The 15,990-nt window shown below is 71.6% G+C and carries 14 protein-coding genes; 3 read left to right on the top strand and 11 right to left on the bottom strand.

The features are described from left to right. Positions 1–304 precede the first annotated feature (304 nt). The 4 genes from BLT59_RS24925 to BLT59_RS24910 all read right to left on the bottom strand — a co-directional run bounded on the left by BLT59_RS24925 (position 305) and on the right by BLT59_RS24910 (position 5,458). On the bottom strand, positions 305–1,108 hold the full coding sequence (locus tag BLT59_RS24925; protein WP_091787177.1) for an MBL fold metallo-hydrolase: 804 nt from the start codon (positions 1,106–1,108) through the stop codon (positions 305–307). Positions 1,109–1,131: 23 nt separating this feature from the next. Next, the gene (locus BLT59_RS24920; protein WP_091787157.1) at positions 1,132–1,932 is read right to left on the bottom strand and encodes a TatD family hydrolase; all 801 of its coding nucleotides are present in this window, start codon (positions 1,930–1,932) and stop codon (positions 1,132–1,134) included. 15 nt (positions 1,933–1,947) lie between these two features. Continuing rightward, positions 1,948–3,525, bottom strand: coding sequence for a methionine--tRNA ligase (metG, locus tag BLT59_RS24915; protein WP_091787154.1), 1,578 nt, complete (start codon positions 3,523–3,525; stop codon positions 1,948–1,950). A 1,012-nt stretch (positions 3,526–4,537) separates the two neighbouring features. Further along, a complete protein-coding gene (locus BLT59_RS24910) occupies positions 4,538–5,458 on the bottom strand; it encodes a LysR family transcriptional regulator (RefSeq protein ID WP_091787151.1) in 921 nt (306 codons plus the stop codon). Positions 5,459–5,590: 132 nt separating this feature from the next. Between BLT59_RS24910 and BLT59_RS24905 the strand changes: the two genes are divergently transcribed. Next, positions 5,591–6,205, top strand: coding sequence for an FMN-dependent NADH-azoreductase (locus BLT59_RS24905; protein ID WP_091787149.1), 615 nt, complete (start codon positions 5,591–5,593; stop codon positions 6,203–6,205). A 334-nt stretch (positions 6,206–6,539) separates the two neighbouring features. On the opposite strand, the gene BLT59_RS24900 is transcribed toward BLT59_RS24905, so the two are convergent. The 6 genes from BLT59_RS24900 to BLT59_RS24875 all read right to left on the bottom strand — a co-directional run bounded on the left by BLT59_RS24900 (position 6,540) and on the right by BLT59_RS24875 (position 12,645). Next, on the bottom strand, positions 6,540–7,592 hold the full coding sequence (locus BLT59_RS24900; protein ID WP_091787147.1) for a DNA polymerase III subunit delta': 1,053 nt from the start codon (positions 7,590–7,592) through the stop codon (positions 6,540–6,542). Between the two features lie 157 nt (positions 7,593–7,749). Continuing rightward, on the bottom strand, positions 7,750–8,451 hold the full coding sequence (gene tmk, locus BLT59_RS24895; RefSeq protein WP_091787144.1) for a dTMP kinase: 702 nt from the start codon (positions 8,449–8,451) through the stop codon (positions 7,750–7,752). A gap of 10 nt (positions 8,452–8,461) precedes the next feature. Further along, positions 8,462–9,691, bottom strand: coding sequence for a D-alanyl-D-alanine carboxypeptidase family protein (locus BLT59_RS24890; protein ID WP_091787141.1), 1,230 nt, complete (start codon positions 9,689–9,691; stop codon positions 8,462–8,464). Positions 9,692–9,853: 162 nt separating this feature from the next. Further along, positions 9,854–11,158, bottom strand: coding sequence for a septal ring lytic transglycosylase RlpA family protein (locus tag BLT59_RS24885; RefSeq protein ID WP_139174107.1), 1,305 nt, complete (start codon positions 11,156–11,158; stop codon positions 9,854–9,856). A 532-nt stretch (positions 11,159–11,690) separates the two neighbouring features. Beyond that, on the bottom strand, positions 11,691–12,014 hold the full coding sequence (locus tag BLT59_RS24880; RefSeq protein WP_091787138.1) for a ribbon-helix-helix domain-containing protein: 324 nt from the start codon (positions 12,012–12,014) through the stop codon (positions 11,691–11,693). Continuing rightward, positions 11,998–12,645: a ParA family protein gene (locus tag BLT59_RS24875; RefSeq protein WP_091787135.1), complete on the bottom strand. Its 648-nt coding sequence runs from the start codon at positions 12,643–12,645 to the stop codon at positions 11,998–12,000. The genes BLT59_RS24880 and BLT59_RS24875 overlap by 17 nt, the downstream gene beginning before the upstream one ends. A 371-nt stretch (positions 12,646–13,016) precedes the next feature. On the opposite strand from BLT59_RS24875, the gene BLT59_RS24870 reads away from it, so the two are divergent. Both BLT59_RS24870 and BLT59_RS24865 read left to right on the top strand, forming a co-directional pair. After that, entirely contained in the window at positions 13,017–13,577 is a 561-nt protein-coding gene (locus BLT59_RS24870) for a PAS domain-containing protein (RefSeq protein WP_091787133.1), read from the top strand. Between the two features lie 101 nt (positions 13,578–13,678). Then, positions 13,679–15,316 (top strand): acyl-CoA synthetase, encoded by a 1,638-nt coding sequence (locus BLT59_RS24865; protein ID WP_091787130.1) that lies wholly within the window; start codon positions 13,679–13,681, stop codon positions 15,314–15,316. Between the two features lie 186 nt (positions 15,317–15,502). On the opposite strand, the gene BLT59_RS24860 is transcribed toward BLT59_RS24865, so the two are convergent. After that, positions 15,503–15,688: a hypothetical protein gene (locus tag BLT59_RS24860; RefSeq protein ID WP_091787127.1), complete on the bottom strand. Its 186-nt coding sequence runs from the start codon at positions 15,686–15,688 to the stop codon at positions 15,503–15,505. Between the last annotated feature and the right edge of the window lie 302 nt (positions 15,689–15,990).

The following is a 15,990-nucleotide window of genomic DNA, read 5'->3' as shown; positions in this document are numbered from 1 at the left end:
AGCCGCAAGGACAAACGCCGCCCGCGTCTCCCTTCCTCATTCCAACTTGTCAAAGAACCGCCCCAGTCACCCGAGGTCATCAGAGGCAAACAGAAGACCGTCCGGCTACTTCGCCGGCCAGTCCCGCCGCTTGTCAGAAGATGGCTCAGCGCCCGGTCCACTTCCGCGGCCGGCGCCGATGAACCGGGGTATACGGCCGGCCTTCCCCGCCGTCAACAGCCTTGTTCGCCCGGAAGCCGATTTTCTTGGACTCCGGCGACGACAGGGGTGTGACGCCCGATTCGGTGCCCTCCCCTGAGCGCCGTCAGGCGTCGAGGCTCAGGCGCATTCCATCATAGGCGGGCACCACCCCCTCGGGCAGGCGGGCCGCCAGGGCGGCGTAGTCCAGATCGGTGTGCAGGTTTGTGAGCACGGCGCGGCGCGGGCTGACCGCGCGGATCAGCGCGAGCGCATCCGAGACGGAGAAATGCGTCGGATGCGGAACATCCCGCAGGGCGTCGATGATCAGCAGGTCGAGGCCGTGCAGCCGGGCCAAGGTCGAATCCGGGATCAGGCTGACGTCGGGCATGTAGGCCGCGCCGCCGAAGCGGAAGCCCAGGGCCGCCTCGTTGCCGTGCTCCACCGGGAGCGATTCCACGGTGATCGGACCGCCCTCCCCCTCCAGGGTCAGGTCGTGGCCGGCGGCGAGGTCGCGCAGGTCGAGGATCGGCGGATAGGCGCTCCCCGGGGGCGTCTCGAAGCAGTAGCCGAACCGGGTGGTGAGCAGAGACCGGGTCAGGGCGTCGGCGTAGACCGGGATACGGGCCCGCATGGCGATCACCAGCGGGCGCAGGTCGTCGATCCCGTGGGTGTGGTCGGCGTGGGCGTGGGTGTAGAGCACCCCGTCGAGGCGGGTCACGCCGGCGTCGATGAGCTGCTCGCGCAGGTCCGGCGAGGTGTCGACCAGCAGGGTGGTCCGTCCTGCCTCCGAGGCCCGCTCGACCAGGATCGAGCAGCGCCGCCGGCGGTTTCGCGGCTCCTCCGGGTCGCAGGCACCCCAGCCGCTTCCGACCCGCGGGACCCCGCCGGACGAGCCGCAGCCGAGGATGCGCAGGGTCAGGCTCGCCATCCGGATCTCCCGCTCCTCACGCGTCACGCGGCGCCCGGATGCGTTCCGGCGGCCTTGTCGAACAGCGCGAAAAAATTCGCCGTCGTGATCCGGGCGAGATCCTCGGCCGGCAGCCCCAGGGTCTCGGCCAGCGACCGGGCGGTGTCGGCCGTGTAGGCCGGCTCGTTGGTCCGCCCCCGGTGGGGCTCGGGCGCCAGGAACGGCGCATCGGTCTCCACCAGGATCCGGTCGCGGGGCACGGCCCGGGCGATGTCGCGCAGCTCGTGCGAGCGCCGGAAGGTGACGATGCCCGAGAAGGACACGTACAGCCCCAGCTCGACCCCGGCCTCCGCCAGCCGCCTCCCCGACGAGAAGCAGTGCAGCACCGCCCGGAACGGCGCCCGGCCCATCTCGTCGGCGAGCACCCGCTCCATGTGGTCGTCGGCGTCCCGGGCATGGATCACCAGCGGCACCCCGGCGAGGCGCGCCGCCGCGATGTGGGCGCGCAGCACCCGCTCCTGCACGGCCTCGGGGGCCGCGTCGGAATAGTGGTAGTCGAGCCCGGCCTCGCCGATCCCGACGCAGCGCGGGCTGGCCTTGGCGATGTCGGCGATCGTCTCGGCGGCGACGTCCGGCTCCTCGGCGGCGCCGTGGGGATGGGTGCCGATCGTGTACCAGACCTCCGGATGGGCCTCGGCGATCGCCCGGTAGGTGTCGGCCTTGGCGACCCGGGTGGCGATCGTGAGCATGCCGGTGACGCCCGCCGACCTGGCGCGGGCGATCACGCCCGGGAGGTCGGCAGAGAAATCCGGGAAGTCGAGATGGCAGTGGCTGTCGATGAGCATCGGGTCTCGGGGTCGTCAGGCTGCCGGAGCTTCGGGGCGCTCGAAGCGCGGGAAGATCGGCGCGGGGGCGGGCAGCGCCGTGCCGGGTACGAGGCGACCGCCCTCCCCCACGTCGGCGAGCTGGCGCCGGTCGGCCGGCACCGCCAGCAGGTCGAGGAGTTTTTCCGCCGCCCCCGGCACGAAGGGCTGGGTCAGGATGCCGAAGACCCGCAGGGATTCCAGCGTCGTGTACAGCACCGCGTTCATCCGCGCCGGGTCGGACTTGCGTAAGCGCCACGGCTCCTGGGCGGCGAAGTAGCGGTTGGCCTCCGCCACCACGGCCCAGATCTCGGCCAGGACGGTGTGGAGCGCCAGCTCGCCCATCAGGGCGCGGGCCCGCGCCGGCAGGGCATCGGCCTGGGCCAGCAGGGCCCTGTCCGCGTCGTCCAGGCTGCCGGGATCCGGCACCGCGCCGTCGCAGTTCTTGGCGACCATCGAGAGCGAGCGCTGGGCGAGGTTGCCGAGGTCGTTGGCGAGATCGGCGTTGATCCGGCCGATGATCGCCTCGTGGCTGTAGCTGCCGTCGCCGCCGAACGGCACCTCGCGCAGCACGAAGTAGCGCACCGGGTCGACCCCGTAGGTGTCGGCGAGCTCGAACGGGTCGAGGACGTTGCCCAGCGACTTCGACATCTTCTCGCCCTTGGAGAGCAGGAAGCCGTGGCCGAAGACGCGCCTGGGCAGGGGCAGCCCGGCCGACATCAGGAAGGCCGGCCAGTAGACCGCGTGGAACCGCACGATGTCCTTGCCGATGATGTGCAGGTCCATCGGCCAGAATCTTGTTTTGGGGTTCTCCGCGTCGGGGAAGCCGGTGACGGTGAGATAATTGGTGAGCGCGTCGACCCACACGTACATGACGTGGTTCGGGTGGTCGGGCACCGGCACGCCCCAGTCGAAATTGGTGCGGCTGACCGAGAGGTCCTTGAGGCCGGAGCGCACGAAGCTCGCCACCTCGTTCTTCCGGGTCTCCGGCCCGATGAAGCCGGGCTGGTCCTCGTAGAGCTTCAGCAGCCGGTCCTGGTAGGCGGACAAACGAAAGAGGAAATTCTCCTCCTCCATCCACTCGACCGGGGTGTCGGTGGCGAGGCTGCGGCGGCTGCCGTCCTCCAGGAGCCGCGTCTCGGCCTCGTCGTAATAGGCCTCGTCCCGGACCGAGTACCAGCCGGCATACTTGTCGCGGTAGATGTCGCCGTTGGCCTCCATGCGCCGCCAGATCTCCTGGGCGGCCGCGTAATGGCCCGGCTCGGTGGTGCGGATGAAGCGGTCGTAGGCGCAGTCCATCCGGTCGGCCATGGCCTGGAACCGGGCGGCGGTGCCGTCGACGTATGCGCGCGGCGTGGTGCCGGCCCGGGTCGCGGCCTGCTGGATCTTCAGCCCGTGCTCGTCGGTGCCGGTGGAGAACAGCACATCGTAGCCGTCGAGCCGGTGGAAGCGCGCGATGGCGTCGGCGGCGATCACCTCGTAGGCATGGCCGATATGGGGCGCGCCGTTGGGATAGGAGATCGCGGTCGAAAGGCCGAAGGTCTTTCGGGGATTCGCCGGGGCGTTGGACGTCACGTCTGTGGTGTTCCGGATGAGCGCGGGAAGCTGCCCGCGTTGTCGCGCGGCCGGAGCCGGGACGCAACCGGTGCCGCCCGCGGGACCGGCGCCATCGCGTCGTCGGCCGGCCCGGGAGGCGGGGGAATTTCGGTCCTCTCCCGCCATGCGCGATCGTCCCCGCGCGCCTTTGGCGCCGGGGGCATGGCCCAAGAAGCGAACACGCGGGACGCGGGACGCCGCGGGAACCCAGGTGTCGGCCAGTCAACGCGCGGGATCCGATCCCCGCGGCGCCCGCGGCATCGACCGGGCATGGTCCCCGGCCGGTGCCGTCTTTCTCGTCGCGGCGTCTTTCGACGTCCCCGTCCTGCGCCGGCCTGCCAAGCGGTCTCAGGCGAGGCGCACGCGCCTCCGGAACCCGCTATCAGTGTCCGTGGCCTTCCAGCCGTTCGCCCGCCTCGTAGTGGGCGGATCCGCAGGGTGCGTAGGGTCGGCCCAGAAGCGGGTCGGCGCGGGGGCGTTTCCACCCCCGCCGGGCAAAGCACCGCCCGGTCTCACGCCCGCCACCGAGACACGCCCCGTACCGGGCACGCCGCCCGGGGCGATGGCGGCTGAGAGCCACCGACGCGGGCGCCGCCCCACCCCCGGACCCGCCCGGTCAGCCACCGGACGGGCCCCATGAAGGACGCTCCGGGATCGCTCCCGAAGCGCCGTGGGCAGGTGCGGCTAGGAAGCACAAAATAGGAACATTGTCAAGGAGTGGGAGCGGGCCGGCAAGATTCTACCCCAAGCTTCCATTCCCCATGCGACCCATGCCAGCTGTGCGGATGAACATCGGCGCTTCCCATAAGCGGACACTCGTCGGCCGCCCGGCAACTTCGGCTCGGGGTGGCAAACGGAAGTTGGCTCCGGTTCCGTAAGCCGACCTTCGGCTCCCTGTCATTCTCGGGCGTTCAGCCGATCTGGCCGCCTCCGCAGAGGAGGTGCAGCGCGGTCGTCATGGCGAAGGCCATAAGCTGAGTGGCTCGCCAGTTCATCGTACGGGCGCCGAAAGAGACATCTCCACGCGGTTTTGCAGGTCGTTGAGGAGCCATCTCCCCGCGCGTCCGAGCGGGCGGTCCCGCATGTGCGCGGCGTACACCGTCAAGGTGCCGGCCGTGGCGGCAGGCTCCTCGTCGATGCGGAGCATCGCAAGGCGTCCGTCCTCCAGGAAAGGCGCAACGAGATCCTCCGGCATTCGGCACCAGCCCAGCCCGGCGAGGAGGAAGTCCAGCCGACGGCCGAGGTCGACGAAGCGCCAAATCTTGGAGCCGATGACGCCGTAGTTCGGTCCCTCCGTAGCGGACGGGTCGGACAGGACCAGTTGGACGTGCTCCTCGATGTCCGCTCGGGTGGCAGCCCGGCCAAGCTGCGCCAGGGGATGGCTCGGTGCGGCGACTGGCAGGAGCCGCGCCCCGAGCAGCGGCAGGGCAACGAGGTCCTCGGGTACGGCCGGGAGCAGGAGGCAGAAGGCGAGGGCGGCCTCACCCCGGCGGAGACGCCGCTCGGCCCCACGCAGGCCCTCGGTCGAGAAGCTGACCGGCAGATGGGGAAAGGCGTCCCGGAGTGCGCGCAGGCTTTCGATCAGCGGGGCCGTAGGCACCAGCGGGTCGATGGCGACGGCAAGCTCGGCCTCGATCCCCTCGCGGGTCCCCGCCGCCACCGCCTCGAAGCGGCTGGCGCTCGCCAACACGAGGCGCGCTTGTCCGACGAGCGCGAGGCCGACCTCCGTCAGCCGAGGGCGATGGCCGGAGCGGTCGAACAGCGTGACGCCTTGAGCCCTCTCCAGCGAAGCCACGCTCTGGCTAATCGCCGATTGGGCGCGCTGCAGCCGCCGGCCGGTCGCCGAGAAGCTGCCGAGGTCGGCGATGGTCACCAGCACGCGAAGCTGGTCGAGGGTGAGGCTGCCGATCATCCATCGCCTGAGCTGATAGAGTATATCGGATTTTTATCACTCCCAAGCGGGAGAACCAGCAGGCAAACACGTCTCACCCAGACGGTTCACACCGAGCCGCCACACGCCCCAGCACCCATCGTGGAGACTACCATGCGCCGCCTACTCGTCGTCGAGGCCAGTCCGCGCGGCGGCCACTCGATCTCACGCAATCTGACCCGTCGCTTCGTCGCCCGGTGGCGGTCCACCCACCCGGATGGGGAAGTGGTCGAGCGTGACCTGATGCAGACGGACTTGCCCTTCGTGACCGCGCCCTGGCTCCAGGCCTACTTCACCCCGCCGGAGCGGCATTCGGAGGAGATGAAGGCGGTGCTGCGCTTGTCGGACGAGCTGGTCGCCGAGCTGCTGGCGACCGATCACGTGGTCATCGCGACGCCCGTCTATAATTACAACGTCCCGGCCGCGCTGAAGGCGTGGATCGACCACGTCGTGCGCAAGGGGCTAACGCTGGGGATGGACGGGAAGGGCCTCGTCACCGGCAAGAAAGCCACCGTGCTGCTGGCCTCCGGTGGCGTCTACACGGAAGGCTCTCCGATCCGGGATCGGGACATCGCGACCCAGTACCTGCGCCTGATCCTGAATGTGGTCGGCATCACCGACGTGACGGTCGTGGCGGCCGGGAACGCCAAGTCTGTCGACACGGGAGAGACCGGGATGGACGAGTTCGTCAGCCGCTTCGAAGCGGAGATCGAGGCCGAGGCCGCCTGAACAGCCGATCGCACAGGCGGATGTTGCGGCGCCCGAACAGGATCGGGAATCCTCGGCGAACATCCGCCTGCTCACCCTGCGATCCGAAGTGAACGCCCTGCTTCCAGTCAAGATTATCCGATTGGAACCCTTGGATTGCCGGCAAGCGGACCTTCCGAAGGCCCGGCAGGGGTCGAGAGCGGGCGCGACGGCACGTCCTCTTCATCGCTAAGCCGACTGGAAGCGGACCGGCGGAAAACTACCCAAAGCCGAACTTGCCGGTCTGCCGACGCATGATCGCTTCCGGCAAACCCAGGGGTTGATCGCTGGGCACGCCCGGGTCGATCCCCCCGCCCTACGCCACCCCGGCGAGGTCACCGAACAGCGACAGCACCACCGGGCGGCGGTCGAGGTTGTAGATCGCCGCCTCCCGGGCGGCGCGGCCGAACCGGTCGGCGACCTCCACCAGGGCGGCGAGGCGGGCGGGGGGCTCGTCCCGGCGCCGGTCGAGTTCGGCCGAGACGAAGCGCAGCACCGCGTCCTGGGCGGCCTCGAACCGCGCCTCGGCGTCGCGGCCCGCCAGGGTCTCGGCGAGCTTGAGCACCCGGCCCCAGTCGGGATTGCGCGCCCGCGCCAGCAGGGTCTCGATCTCGGCCACGAGGCCTGACGTGACCGGGTCGAGCATCGCGAGCGCCCGGGCGACCGAGCCCTCGCACTGGGCCAGCGCCCGGGCCAGGGCGGCCTCGTCGGGCTGCGGGAAGGGCTCGGGCAGGCCGCGCACCACCCGGGCGACGTCCTCGGCCGGGAGGGGGCGCAGCATCAGCGCCCGGCAGCGGGAGCGGATCGTCGGGAGCAGCCGGCCGGGCTGGTGGGACAGGATCAGGAACAGCGCCCGGGGCGGCGGCTCCTCCAGGACCTTGAGCAGGGCGTTGGCGGCGTTGGCGTTCAGGTCCTCGGCGCTGTCGAGGATGCAGACGCGCCAGCCGGAATCCGCGGCCGTCGAGGCGAACAGGTCCAGGGCCCGGCGCACCATGTCGACCGAGATCTTGGTCGGCAGCGCCTTGGCGCCGGCGACCCGGTGGCGGCGCAGGACCACGAGATTCGGATGCGACAGGCCCGCCACCTTGCCGAGGACGGCATCGCCCGCCGGCACGTCGAGGCCGGCCGGACCGCCACCGCCGGGATAGGCGAGCAGGCGCCGGGCGACCCGGTAGGCCAGGGTCGCCTTGCCGATGCCGGGGGCGCCCCCGAGCAGCCAGGCATGGTGCAGGCGCCCCGCCGCGATCGCGGCCGCGAAGGACTCGGCGGCGGCCGCGTGGCCGACCAGCCCCAGGGTCTCGCGCGGGCGCGGGATCCCGGGCAGGTCCCCGGGCTCGACGTCGTCGGCGACGCGGTCGGTGAGCTTCATGCCCGGATCTTCATGCGAAGGGCTTCATGCGAAGGGCTTCATGCCGAGAGCGTCCTGGCGCAGGCCTGCGAGCCCGGCTCCGTCCGGCGCTCCCGCCGGTGCCGCTGAGCCGCTGCTTACCGCGATGAAGCCGGGCTCGGATAGGTCAGGCATAGCCTCACGCCGCATCGCCGCTTCTGCCCTCGCCCGGCAGCAGGGCCGGCCGCCGGGACGCGACAACGGCGCGGATCGCCGCCTCGACCGCGTCGGGATCGCGGGCCGCGTCGATCACCGCGCAGCGGTCCGGCTCGGCCCGGGCGATCGCCAGGAAGGCTTCCCGCAGGCGGATGTGGAAGTCGAGGGCCTCGGCCTCGAACCGGTCGGCCCCCTGCCCCGTCCGGGCGCCGCGTCCGGCCGCGCGGGCGAGGCCGGCCTCGGGGGCGAGGTCGAGGATCAGGGTGAGGTCGGGCCGGGTCGGGCCGACGACGACGCGCTCCAGAGCGTCCACGACCCCGGGGTCGAGCCCCCCGGCGGCGCCCTGATAGGCCCGGGTCGAGTCGATGAAGCGGTCGCACAGCACGGTCTCGCCCCGGCGCAAAGCCGGGCGGATCAGCCGGTCGAGGTGGTCGATCCGGGCGGCGCTGAACAGCAGGGCTTCCGCGAAGGGACCGTAGGGCTTGGCGACGCCGTCGAGCAGCGCCGTGCGGATCTCCTCCGCCCGCGGCGAGCCGCCGGGCTCGCGCGTCACGCACACCGCCCGGCCCGAATGCGCGCGCAGGGTCGCGGCGAGGCGGGCGATCTGGGTCGACTTGCCGGCCCCCTCCCCGCCCTCGAAGGTGATGAAGGCGCCTGCCTCCGCGGGATCGCCGAGCCGCGTCACGGGCGCGCCGTCACGAGGGGTTGGCCGCCCCGGCAGCACCCTTGTCGCTTCCCTTGTCTCCACCCTTGCCGGCCCGGTCGAGGGCCTTGCGGACGAGGCCGGTGCCGAATTCCAGCGCCGCATCCATCGCTCGCTGCGACAGGGTGCCGGGCTCCACCGCGGCGCCGGCGAAGAGCGGCTGGTCGAGGGCGACGGTGTCGCCGCGCTGGATGCGCAGGATACCGACCCGCTGGCCCTCCTCCACCGGGGCGACCAGCGGCCCGGTATAGACCACCTTGCCGCTGACCCGGTCGTTGGAGCCGCGGGGCAGCAGCACCCGCACGGGCTTCTTCGCCACCAGCGGCACCGAGCCCGACTGGCCGCCGAACACCGAGGCCTCGGCCACGGTCTCGCCCGGCGCGAAGACCTGCCGGGGCTCGAAGGCGCGGAACCCCCATTCCATCAGCTTGCGCGACTCGGCGGCGCGGTCCCGGGCGGTCTTGAGCCCCGAGACCACCAGCACCAGCCGCTGGCCGTTCTGCACGGCCGAGCCGGTGAGCGCGTAGCCGGATTCCTCCAGGTAGCCGGTCTTGAGCCCGTCCGCGCCGATGTCGAGGGCGAGCAAGGGGTTGCGGTTCTGCTGGCGGATCTTGTTCCAGGTGAACTCCTTCTCGGCGAAGATCTTGTAGTAGTCCGGGTAGGTGTCGATGATGTGCAGCGCGAGCTTGGCCATGTCCCGGGCCGTGACCTTCTGGTCGGGCGCCGAATAGCCGGTGGCGTTGCGGAAGGTCGAGTTCGTCAGCCCGATCTCCTTGGCGCGCTGGTTCATCAGCCCGGCGAAGGCCTCCTCGGAGCCGGCCATGTTCTCCGCGATGGTGATCGCCGCGTCGTTGCCCGACTGCACGATCAGGCCGCGCAGCAGGTCCGCCATCTTGATGCGGCTGTTGACCTGCGCGAACATCGACGAGCCGCCGCCCCCCGCCCCGCCGCGCTTCCACGCGTCCTCGGTGACGGTGAACTCCGTGTCCATCGACAGGCGGCCGGATTTCAGCGCCTCGAACACGATGTCGGTGGTCATCAGCTTGGCCATGCTGGCCGGCGAGAAGCGCTCGTCGGCGGCCTTCTCGAACAGGACCGAGCCGGAATCGGCGTCGATCAGGATCGCGTGCGGGGCCGCGGTCTGGAAGCCCTGCGCGGCGGCGGAAAGGCCGGCGCCCAGCGCGCAGGCGGCCGCGAGAAGGGTGAGAAGGGGTCTGCGCATCGCCGTTCCGTCCCACGCCTGCCGTCGGGCCGGAAGCGTCCCGGCCGTATCCCAATAACAAGCGTGACCATATTACGGTTTCGGCGCCGGATCGAATGCGAAATGCCGCATCGGCGGCCGGATCCTCGGGCCGGCCCGGCCGCGCCGTGTCGGCGGCCGGCCTCAGTAGATCCCGGCGAGGCGGGGGTGGCGCGCATCGGCGGCGGTCCTGGTGGTCGGCGCCTTCGGCCCGGCAGCCTTGGCGGACGACGCCTGCGTGGAGGGGGTGCCACCCTTCGACGGGGCCGCCTTGGCCGGCACCGCGGCGAGGCGCGCCATGGCGAGCTTGGCCGCGGCCGGCATCGCCGAGGGCGGGGCCGAGGCGGGCGCGGAAGAGGCCTTGGCGAGCTTCGTCGGCCCGGGCGCCGGAGCCCCGCGGCCGTGGATCTCGGCGAGCGCCGGACGGGCCGCCGGACCGGGCTTCGGGGCGAATTTCCCGCCGGCATGGCCCTGGGGCGCCGCCGGTGCGAGGGCCGGGTTGAGACCGGCGACTTTCAGGCTCCCGGTCCCGAGGCTGCCGCCCTTGGCCGCGGCGCTCTGGACGGGGGCCGGCCGGAACTCCCGCACCCGGGGGGCGGTGGGCTGCACGGCCGCCGGGACCGTGACGGCGGCCGAGGCCAGCACGATCGGCGCGCGCACCGGCGCATTCCTCTCGGGCCGGGCGGCCGGGGCCTCGGCGGGCTCCTCGCGCTCCGGAGCGGAATCCTGGGCCGGCTTGAAGGCGAGCGCCGGGGCGGAGCGCGTGTAGCGCTCCGTGTCCTCCGTCGGGCCGAGATCGGCCATCATCACGGCCGAGCGGCCGGCGGGACGCCCGTCGGTGCGCAGGCTCGCGAGCAGCTTGCGGTCGTCGCTGCCGGCGACCGAGGCCTTGCCGACATACTCGACGCGCACATGCGCGGTGCCCCGGCGGTGGAAGCCCAGCGCATCGGCCGCCTCCTCCGACACGTCCATGACGCGCCCGGCATGGTAGGGGCCGCGGTCGTTGACCCGCACCACCATCGAGTAGCCGTTCTCGAGATTCGTCACCCGGGCGTAGCTCGGCAGCGGCAGGGTCGGGTGGGCGGCGGCGATCGAGTGGCGGTCGAACACCTCGCCGTTGGCGGTCATGCGGCCGTGGAAGGCCGAGCCGTACCAGGAGGCGAGCCCCTCGCGCACGTAGCCGTTCGGATTCTCCTTCGGGACGTAGGTCTGGCCGGCCACCACGTAGGGCTTGCCGGTGTAGCGGCGCCCGCCGCCCTTCGGGATCACGTCGCCCTCGTTGTAGAGGCGCGGGCTCGCCTTGACCCCGTATTTCGGGTCGATGCCGTTCCCGGCGGCGAGCTTCTGCTGGGGCGAGGTCGCGCAATTGGCCGTGGCCAGGGCCACGCCCGAGACGGCCATGAGCCGCAGGGCGAGGCGCGCCGGCCGGGGGAGCGTCGTGCGCACCATCGTGGGGTTCACCAAACTCTACGCGTGACCGGGACCGGACCGAAGCCGGCTGGCCGTGAGGACGGTCAGCCGATCCACCGAGAATTGTATCGGTCGCGTAAAGGAAGCCTGAACGGCGCCGCGCGGCGGGGTTCAGATGCGCGGCTGCGCGGCTGCCCGGATCTCGGGCGATGCCTGAAGGTCGGCGATCAAATCATTGGAATGGAAGAAATAATCGGCATTCCGTCAGCGCAGGCCCCCTCCCGTCTCAGGGGGCGCCGCGCCCCCTTTTCCGTGGGGGCAGGGGCGGGGTGCGGATCGAGAAGGCCCGGGAGGGAGCGCGCCGCGGCGGTCTCACACCGGTCGATCCGCGCCGTCCTTCCGGCGTGCCGCAGGCGGGTCCGGATCCGGAGCGGCACGCCGGAGGCGGGCAATCGAGAACCAGGATCGGTGCAAAGACTTGCCGCCTCGGCGCGTCTGGATCCCGGGTTCCGCCGTGCGGCCCCGGGACGACGGGGTCACGCGGCCGCCCCGGGCCCGAATCCGCCGGCGCTCAGCGGCTCTGCGTGTCGGTGAGCTGCGCGATGGACTGGGCGCCCCGCTGCTTGAACAGCAGGTCGAGGCCCTCCAGCATCAGGGCGTGCATCTTGGTCCGCTCGGCATAGGCGAGGTCACGCAGCTGGTCGTAGACCGGCGGCTCCAGGTAGACCGACATCTGGCGGGCCCGCTGCTTGAGCGTGGCCGCAGGCTTCGGCGCCGGGGGCGCGAGGGCGAGCGACACGATCTCGGCGCCCTGCGGCCGGGCCGCCAAGGGCCGGGCCGGCGGGCTCGCCGAGGCGACGATCGCCGCGAGGCTGAGCTTAGGCGGCTTTGACATGCTGGCCCGTCCTCAGGGACTGCGTGCGGCGCTCGATCCACGACCAGAGGCGGCGAACCTCCCCGGCGGCCTGCCCCTTCGGGTTGAACTCGGTGACGCCCTGGCCGAGGCCGATCGCGTCCTGGTGGTCGGTACGGGCGACGATGTTGACGTCGGGCAGGATGCCGAGCACCGCCAGCCCGTCCGCGGCGTCGCGGACCCGGTAGGAGCGCGGCGGGGTCTGGTTCAGCACGAAGGCGAACTTCTTCTCCAGCCGGTAGATGGCGGCCAGCGTCGGCTTGAACGCCCGCAGATCCGCGGGGGTTGGCCGGCACGGGATGATGCACAGATCCGCCGCGCGGATCGCCGAGAGCGTGCCGGTGGAATCGACGCCGGGCGTGTCGATGAACACGTAGTCGTAGGCCGAGTCGCGCAGGCGCTCCATCACGGCGTCGATCTGGGTGGCGTCGATCTGCGCCACCTCGGGACCGTCGGCGGTGCGGTGGTCGAGCCAGTCGGAGATCGTCGCCTGCCGGTCCATCTCCAGGATGCAGACCGTATGGCCCGCCTCCCGGGCGGCGACCGCCAGCGAGATGCACAGCGTGCTCTTGCCGCTGCCGCCCTTCTGCGTGACGAAGGTGATCGCTTTCATCCTGGGCGTCCTCCAGAAGGCCCCGTGCATCCGTCCGGGCGCCCACGATTGCTGGTCGCTGCGCCGCTTGGCCAACCTCAGGTATGAGAATTGCGGCGTGCCGCGATCCTGTGACCCAAGGATGCCCTGGCACAGGTTGGGGCCGACATGGTTAACGAGCCGTTAAGACCGCGGTCCGGTCCGGATATCCCGGCCCTGCGCCGGAACAGGAGATCTTCCTAAACTTCAAGTTAAGATTCTTGGCATATAGAGGGTTAACAGCCTTTCCAGCGACGCCCGGATACCGTAGCGTGAGTGCGGGTGAGACGAGGAGTCTGGTGGGGGTGAAAACCTCAAGTTTAAAGGCAAGGATCGCCCCGGCGAGGAATGGCATGGCCCAAGCCCCGATCCCCCAATCCATTCTGGAAGCCTCCGGCGTCGTGGGCACCTGGGCCCACGATTACTGGGCCGGCCAGCTCGCGCTCTCGGCCCCGCTGGCGGATCTGCTCGGCCTCGACCCCGAGGCGGCCGCCGCCGGCGTGTCCCTCGAGGCCTTCCTGGACCGCACCCATCCCGAGGACCGCATCCGGATCGAGAGCTATCTCCACGCGGTCGCCGAGACCGGCGGTCCCGTCGAGGCGGAATTCCGCACGAAGGATACGCGCACCGGGATCCGCACGCTGCTGATGCGCGGCCGGATCGAGCGCGATCCTGCCGGCGGGGCGACCCGGGGGCGGGGCATCGCCATCGACCGCACCGAGGAGCAGGCCGCCAACCTCGTGCAGAGCGAGCGGGTGGTGAACCGGATGGCCGAGCACATCATCGCCCTGCGCGACCTCGCCCGCGCCCTGCACCGGCCGACGCTCACCGACCGGATCGAGCACCTGATGATCGAGATCGGCTTCGAACTCGCCCGCTTCCTGCCCGAGCCCGAGGACGAGCCGCGCCACTGAGCGCCGTGTCGGGCGCGCCGCTGAGGAAGCGCGCGGGCCCGATTGATCGCGCCCGTTCCGGCAAGCTACTGTCCCGGCAACACTTTGCCGGGAGGACGGGGATGGCCCGCGACACGATCTACGACCGCGACCTCGACCGCGTGCCGGCCAACCACCAGCCGCTGACCCCCCTGCTCTATCTCGACCGGGCCGCGCGGGTGTTTCCCGATCACGTGGCTGTGGTCCACGGCGCCCTGCGGCGGCCCTACCGGGACCTCTACGCCCGGGCCCGGCGCCTCGCCTCGGCGCTGGCGGCGCGCGGGCTCGGCCGGGGCGACACCGTGGCGGCCCTGCTCGCCAACACCCCCGAGATGATCGAGTGCCATTACGGCGTGCCGATGACCGGGGCGGTGCTCAACACCCTCAACACCCGCCTCGATGCCGACGCGATCCGCTTCTGCCTGGAGCATGGCGAGGCCAAGGTGCTGATCACCGACCGCGAATTCTCGCGGACGGCCGCCGCGGCCCTGGAGGGATTGGAGACCAAGCCCTTCGTGATCGACGTCGATGATCCCGAATACGACGGGCCCGGCACCCGCCTCGGCGCGACCGATTACGAGGCCTTCCTGGCCGGCGGTGACCCGGAGCACGCGTGGCGTCTTCCGGACGACGAGTGGGACGCGATCACCCTGAACTACACGTCGGGCACCACCGGAGACCCGAAGGGCGTGGTCTACCACCATCGCGGGGCGGCCCTGCTGGCGCTCGGCAACGTCATCACGGGCGGGCTCGGGCAGCACCCGGTCTATCTCTGGACCCTGCCGATGTTCCACTGCAACGGCTGGTGCTTCCCCTGGACCCTGTCGATCGTGGCCGGGACCCATGTCTGCCTGCGCCAGGTCCGGGCCGAGGCGATGTACCGGCTGATGGCCGAGCACGCGGTCACGCATCTCTGCGGCGCGCCGATCGTCATGCAGATGCTGATCAACGCCCCCGATTCGGAGCGCCGGGACCTGCCCCGGCGCGTTGCCTTCTTCACCGCCGCCGCCCCGCCGCCGGAGGCGGTGCTGGCCGGCATGTCGGAGGCCGGGTTCGACGTGACCCACCTGTACGGCCTGACGGAGAGCTACGGCCCGGCGGTGGTGAATGCGTGGCACGCCGACTGGGACGCGCTGGCGGCCGACCAGCGGGCGGCCAAGAAGGCCCGCCAGGGCGTGCGCTACCCGGTCCTCGAGGCCCTGGACGTGCGCGACCCGGAGACGCTGGAGCCGGTCCCCGCCGACGGGGCCACGATCGGCGAGGTGATGATGCGCGGCAACGTGGTGATGCGCGGCTACCTCAAGAACCCGGCCGCCACGCAGGCCGCCTTCAAGGGCGGCTGGTTCCGCACCGGCGACCTCGGGGTGAAGCATCCGGACGGCTACGTGCAGCTCAAGGACCGCTCGAAGGACATCATCATCTCAGGGGGCGAGAACATCTCGTCGATCGAGGTCGAGGACGCCCTGTTCAAGCACCCGGCGGTGGCCGCCGCCGCGGTGGTGGCCAAGCCCGATGCGAAATGGGGCGAGACGCCCTGCGCCTTCGTCGAGCTGAAAGCCGGTGCGACCCCGAGTGCCGACGAGCTGATCCAATGGTGCCGGGGCCGGCTCGCCGCCTTCAAGCTCCCCCGCCACGTGGTGTTCGGCGAGCTGCCCAAGACCTCTACCGGCAAGGTGCAGAAGTTCATCCTGCGGGAGCGGGCCCGGCAGGACGAGGCCTGACCCGGTCTCCGCCCAAGGCTGGCCCGAGCCCGGCCCGAGCCCGGCGGGACGCCGCGGCTCCGGCCGTCATCGCGCGCAACGCAGCGGACCAGGGTTGCGCGACCGACCTCGCGCGGGGCACGGGGCGCGGGACCGGTCTCGGGCCGCGCGGGGACGGAAGCCGGCGTGAGCCGGCCTCGCGCCCGGTCAGGCCTGCGGCGGATCCCGGCGGTCGACGCGGACCGGGACCGGCACGGCCTTCGGGGCTGACCCGGCGCCGCGGAGGTCGGCCAGGATCTGGGCGACGAAGGCCTGGAGCGACATCAGACTGAACAGGGCGATGGACGCGACCAGGGCGGCTGAGACGAAGGTCTTGGCGGTTTCGGGATCCACGGCGGGAGTCCTTGGCTTTGCCCCGCCACGGGCGATCCGGGCGAGGGGCGCCGCGAGGGCGCCGGTGCTTCCCCAAGGTGGGCGCGCCGCCCGCGCCGCGCCAGCATCGCCGGGATCGCGCCTGGCATGCGCCGGGGGCCGGGCTCGGCCGCAATCCTGGTTACCGCGACGCTTCGTCCGACGACACCTCGCCTGACCCCGCACCGGGCATCGTACGGGACGGTGCAGCTTTCCAGCTTGGCCGAACGTTGCGTATCCCGCAATAAGCGCCGGCGCGGAGCGGCGCGCATCCGGGAGAGACG

It is taken from the genome of Methylobacterium sp. UNC378MF, assembly GCF_900103195.1.
In the GTDB taxonomy this organism is placed as follows: Bacteria; Pseudomonadota; Alphaproteobacteria; order Rhizobiales; family Beijerinckiaceae; genus Methylobacterium.
This window is presented reverse-complemented; position numbering and strand designations above follow the sequence as displayed.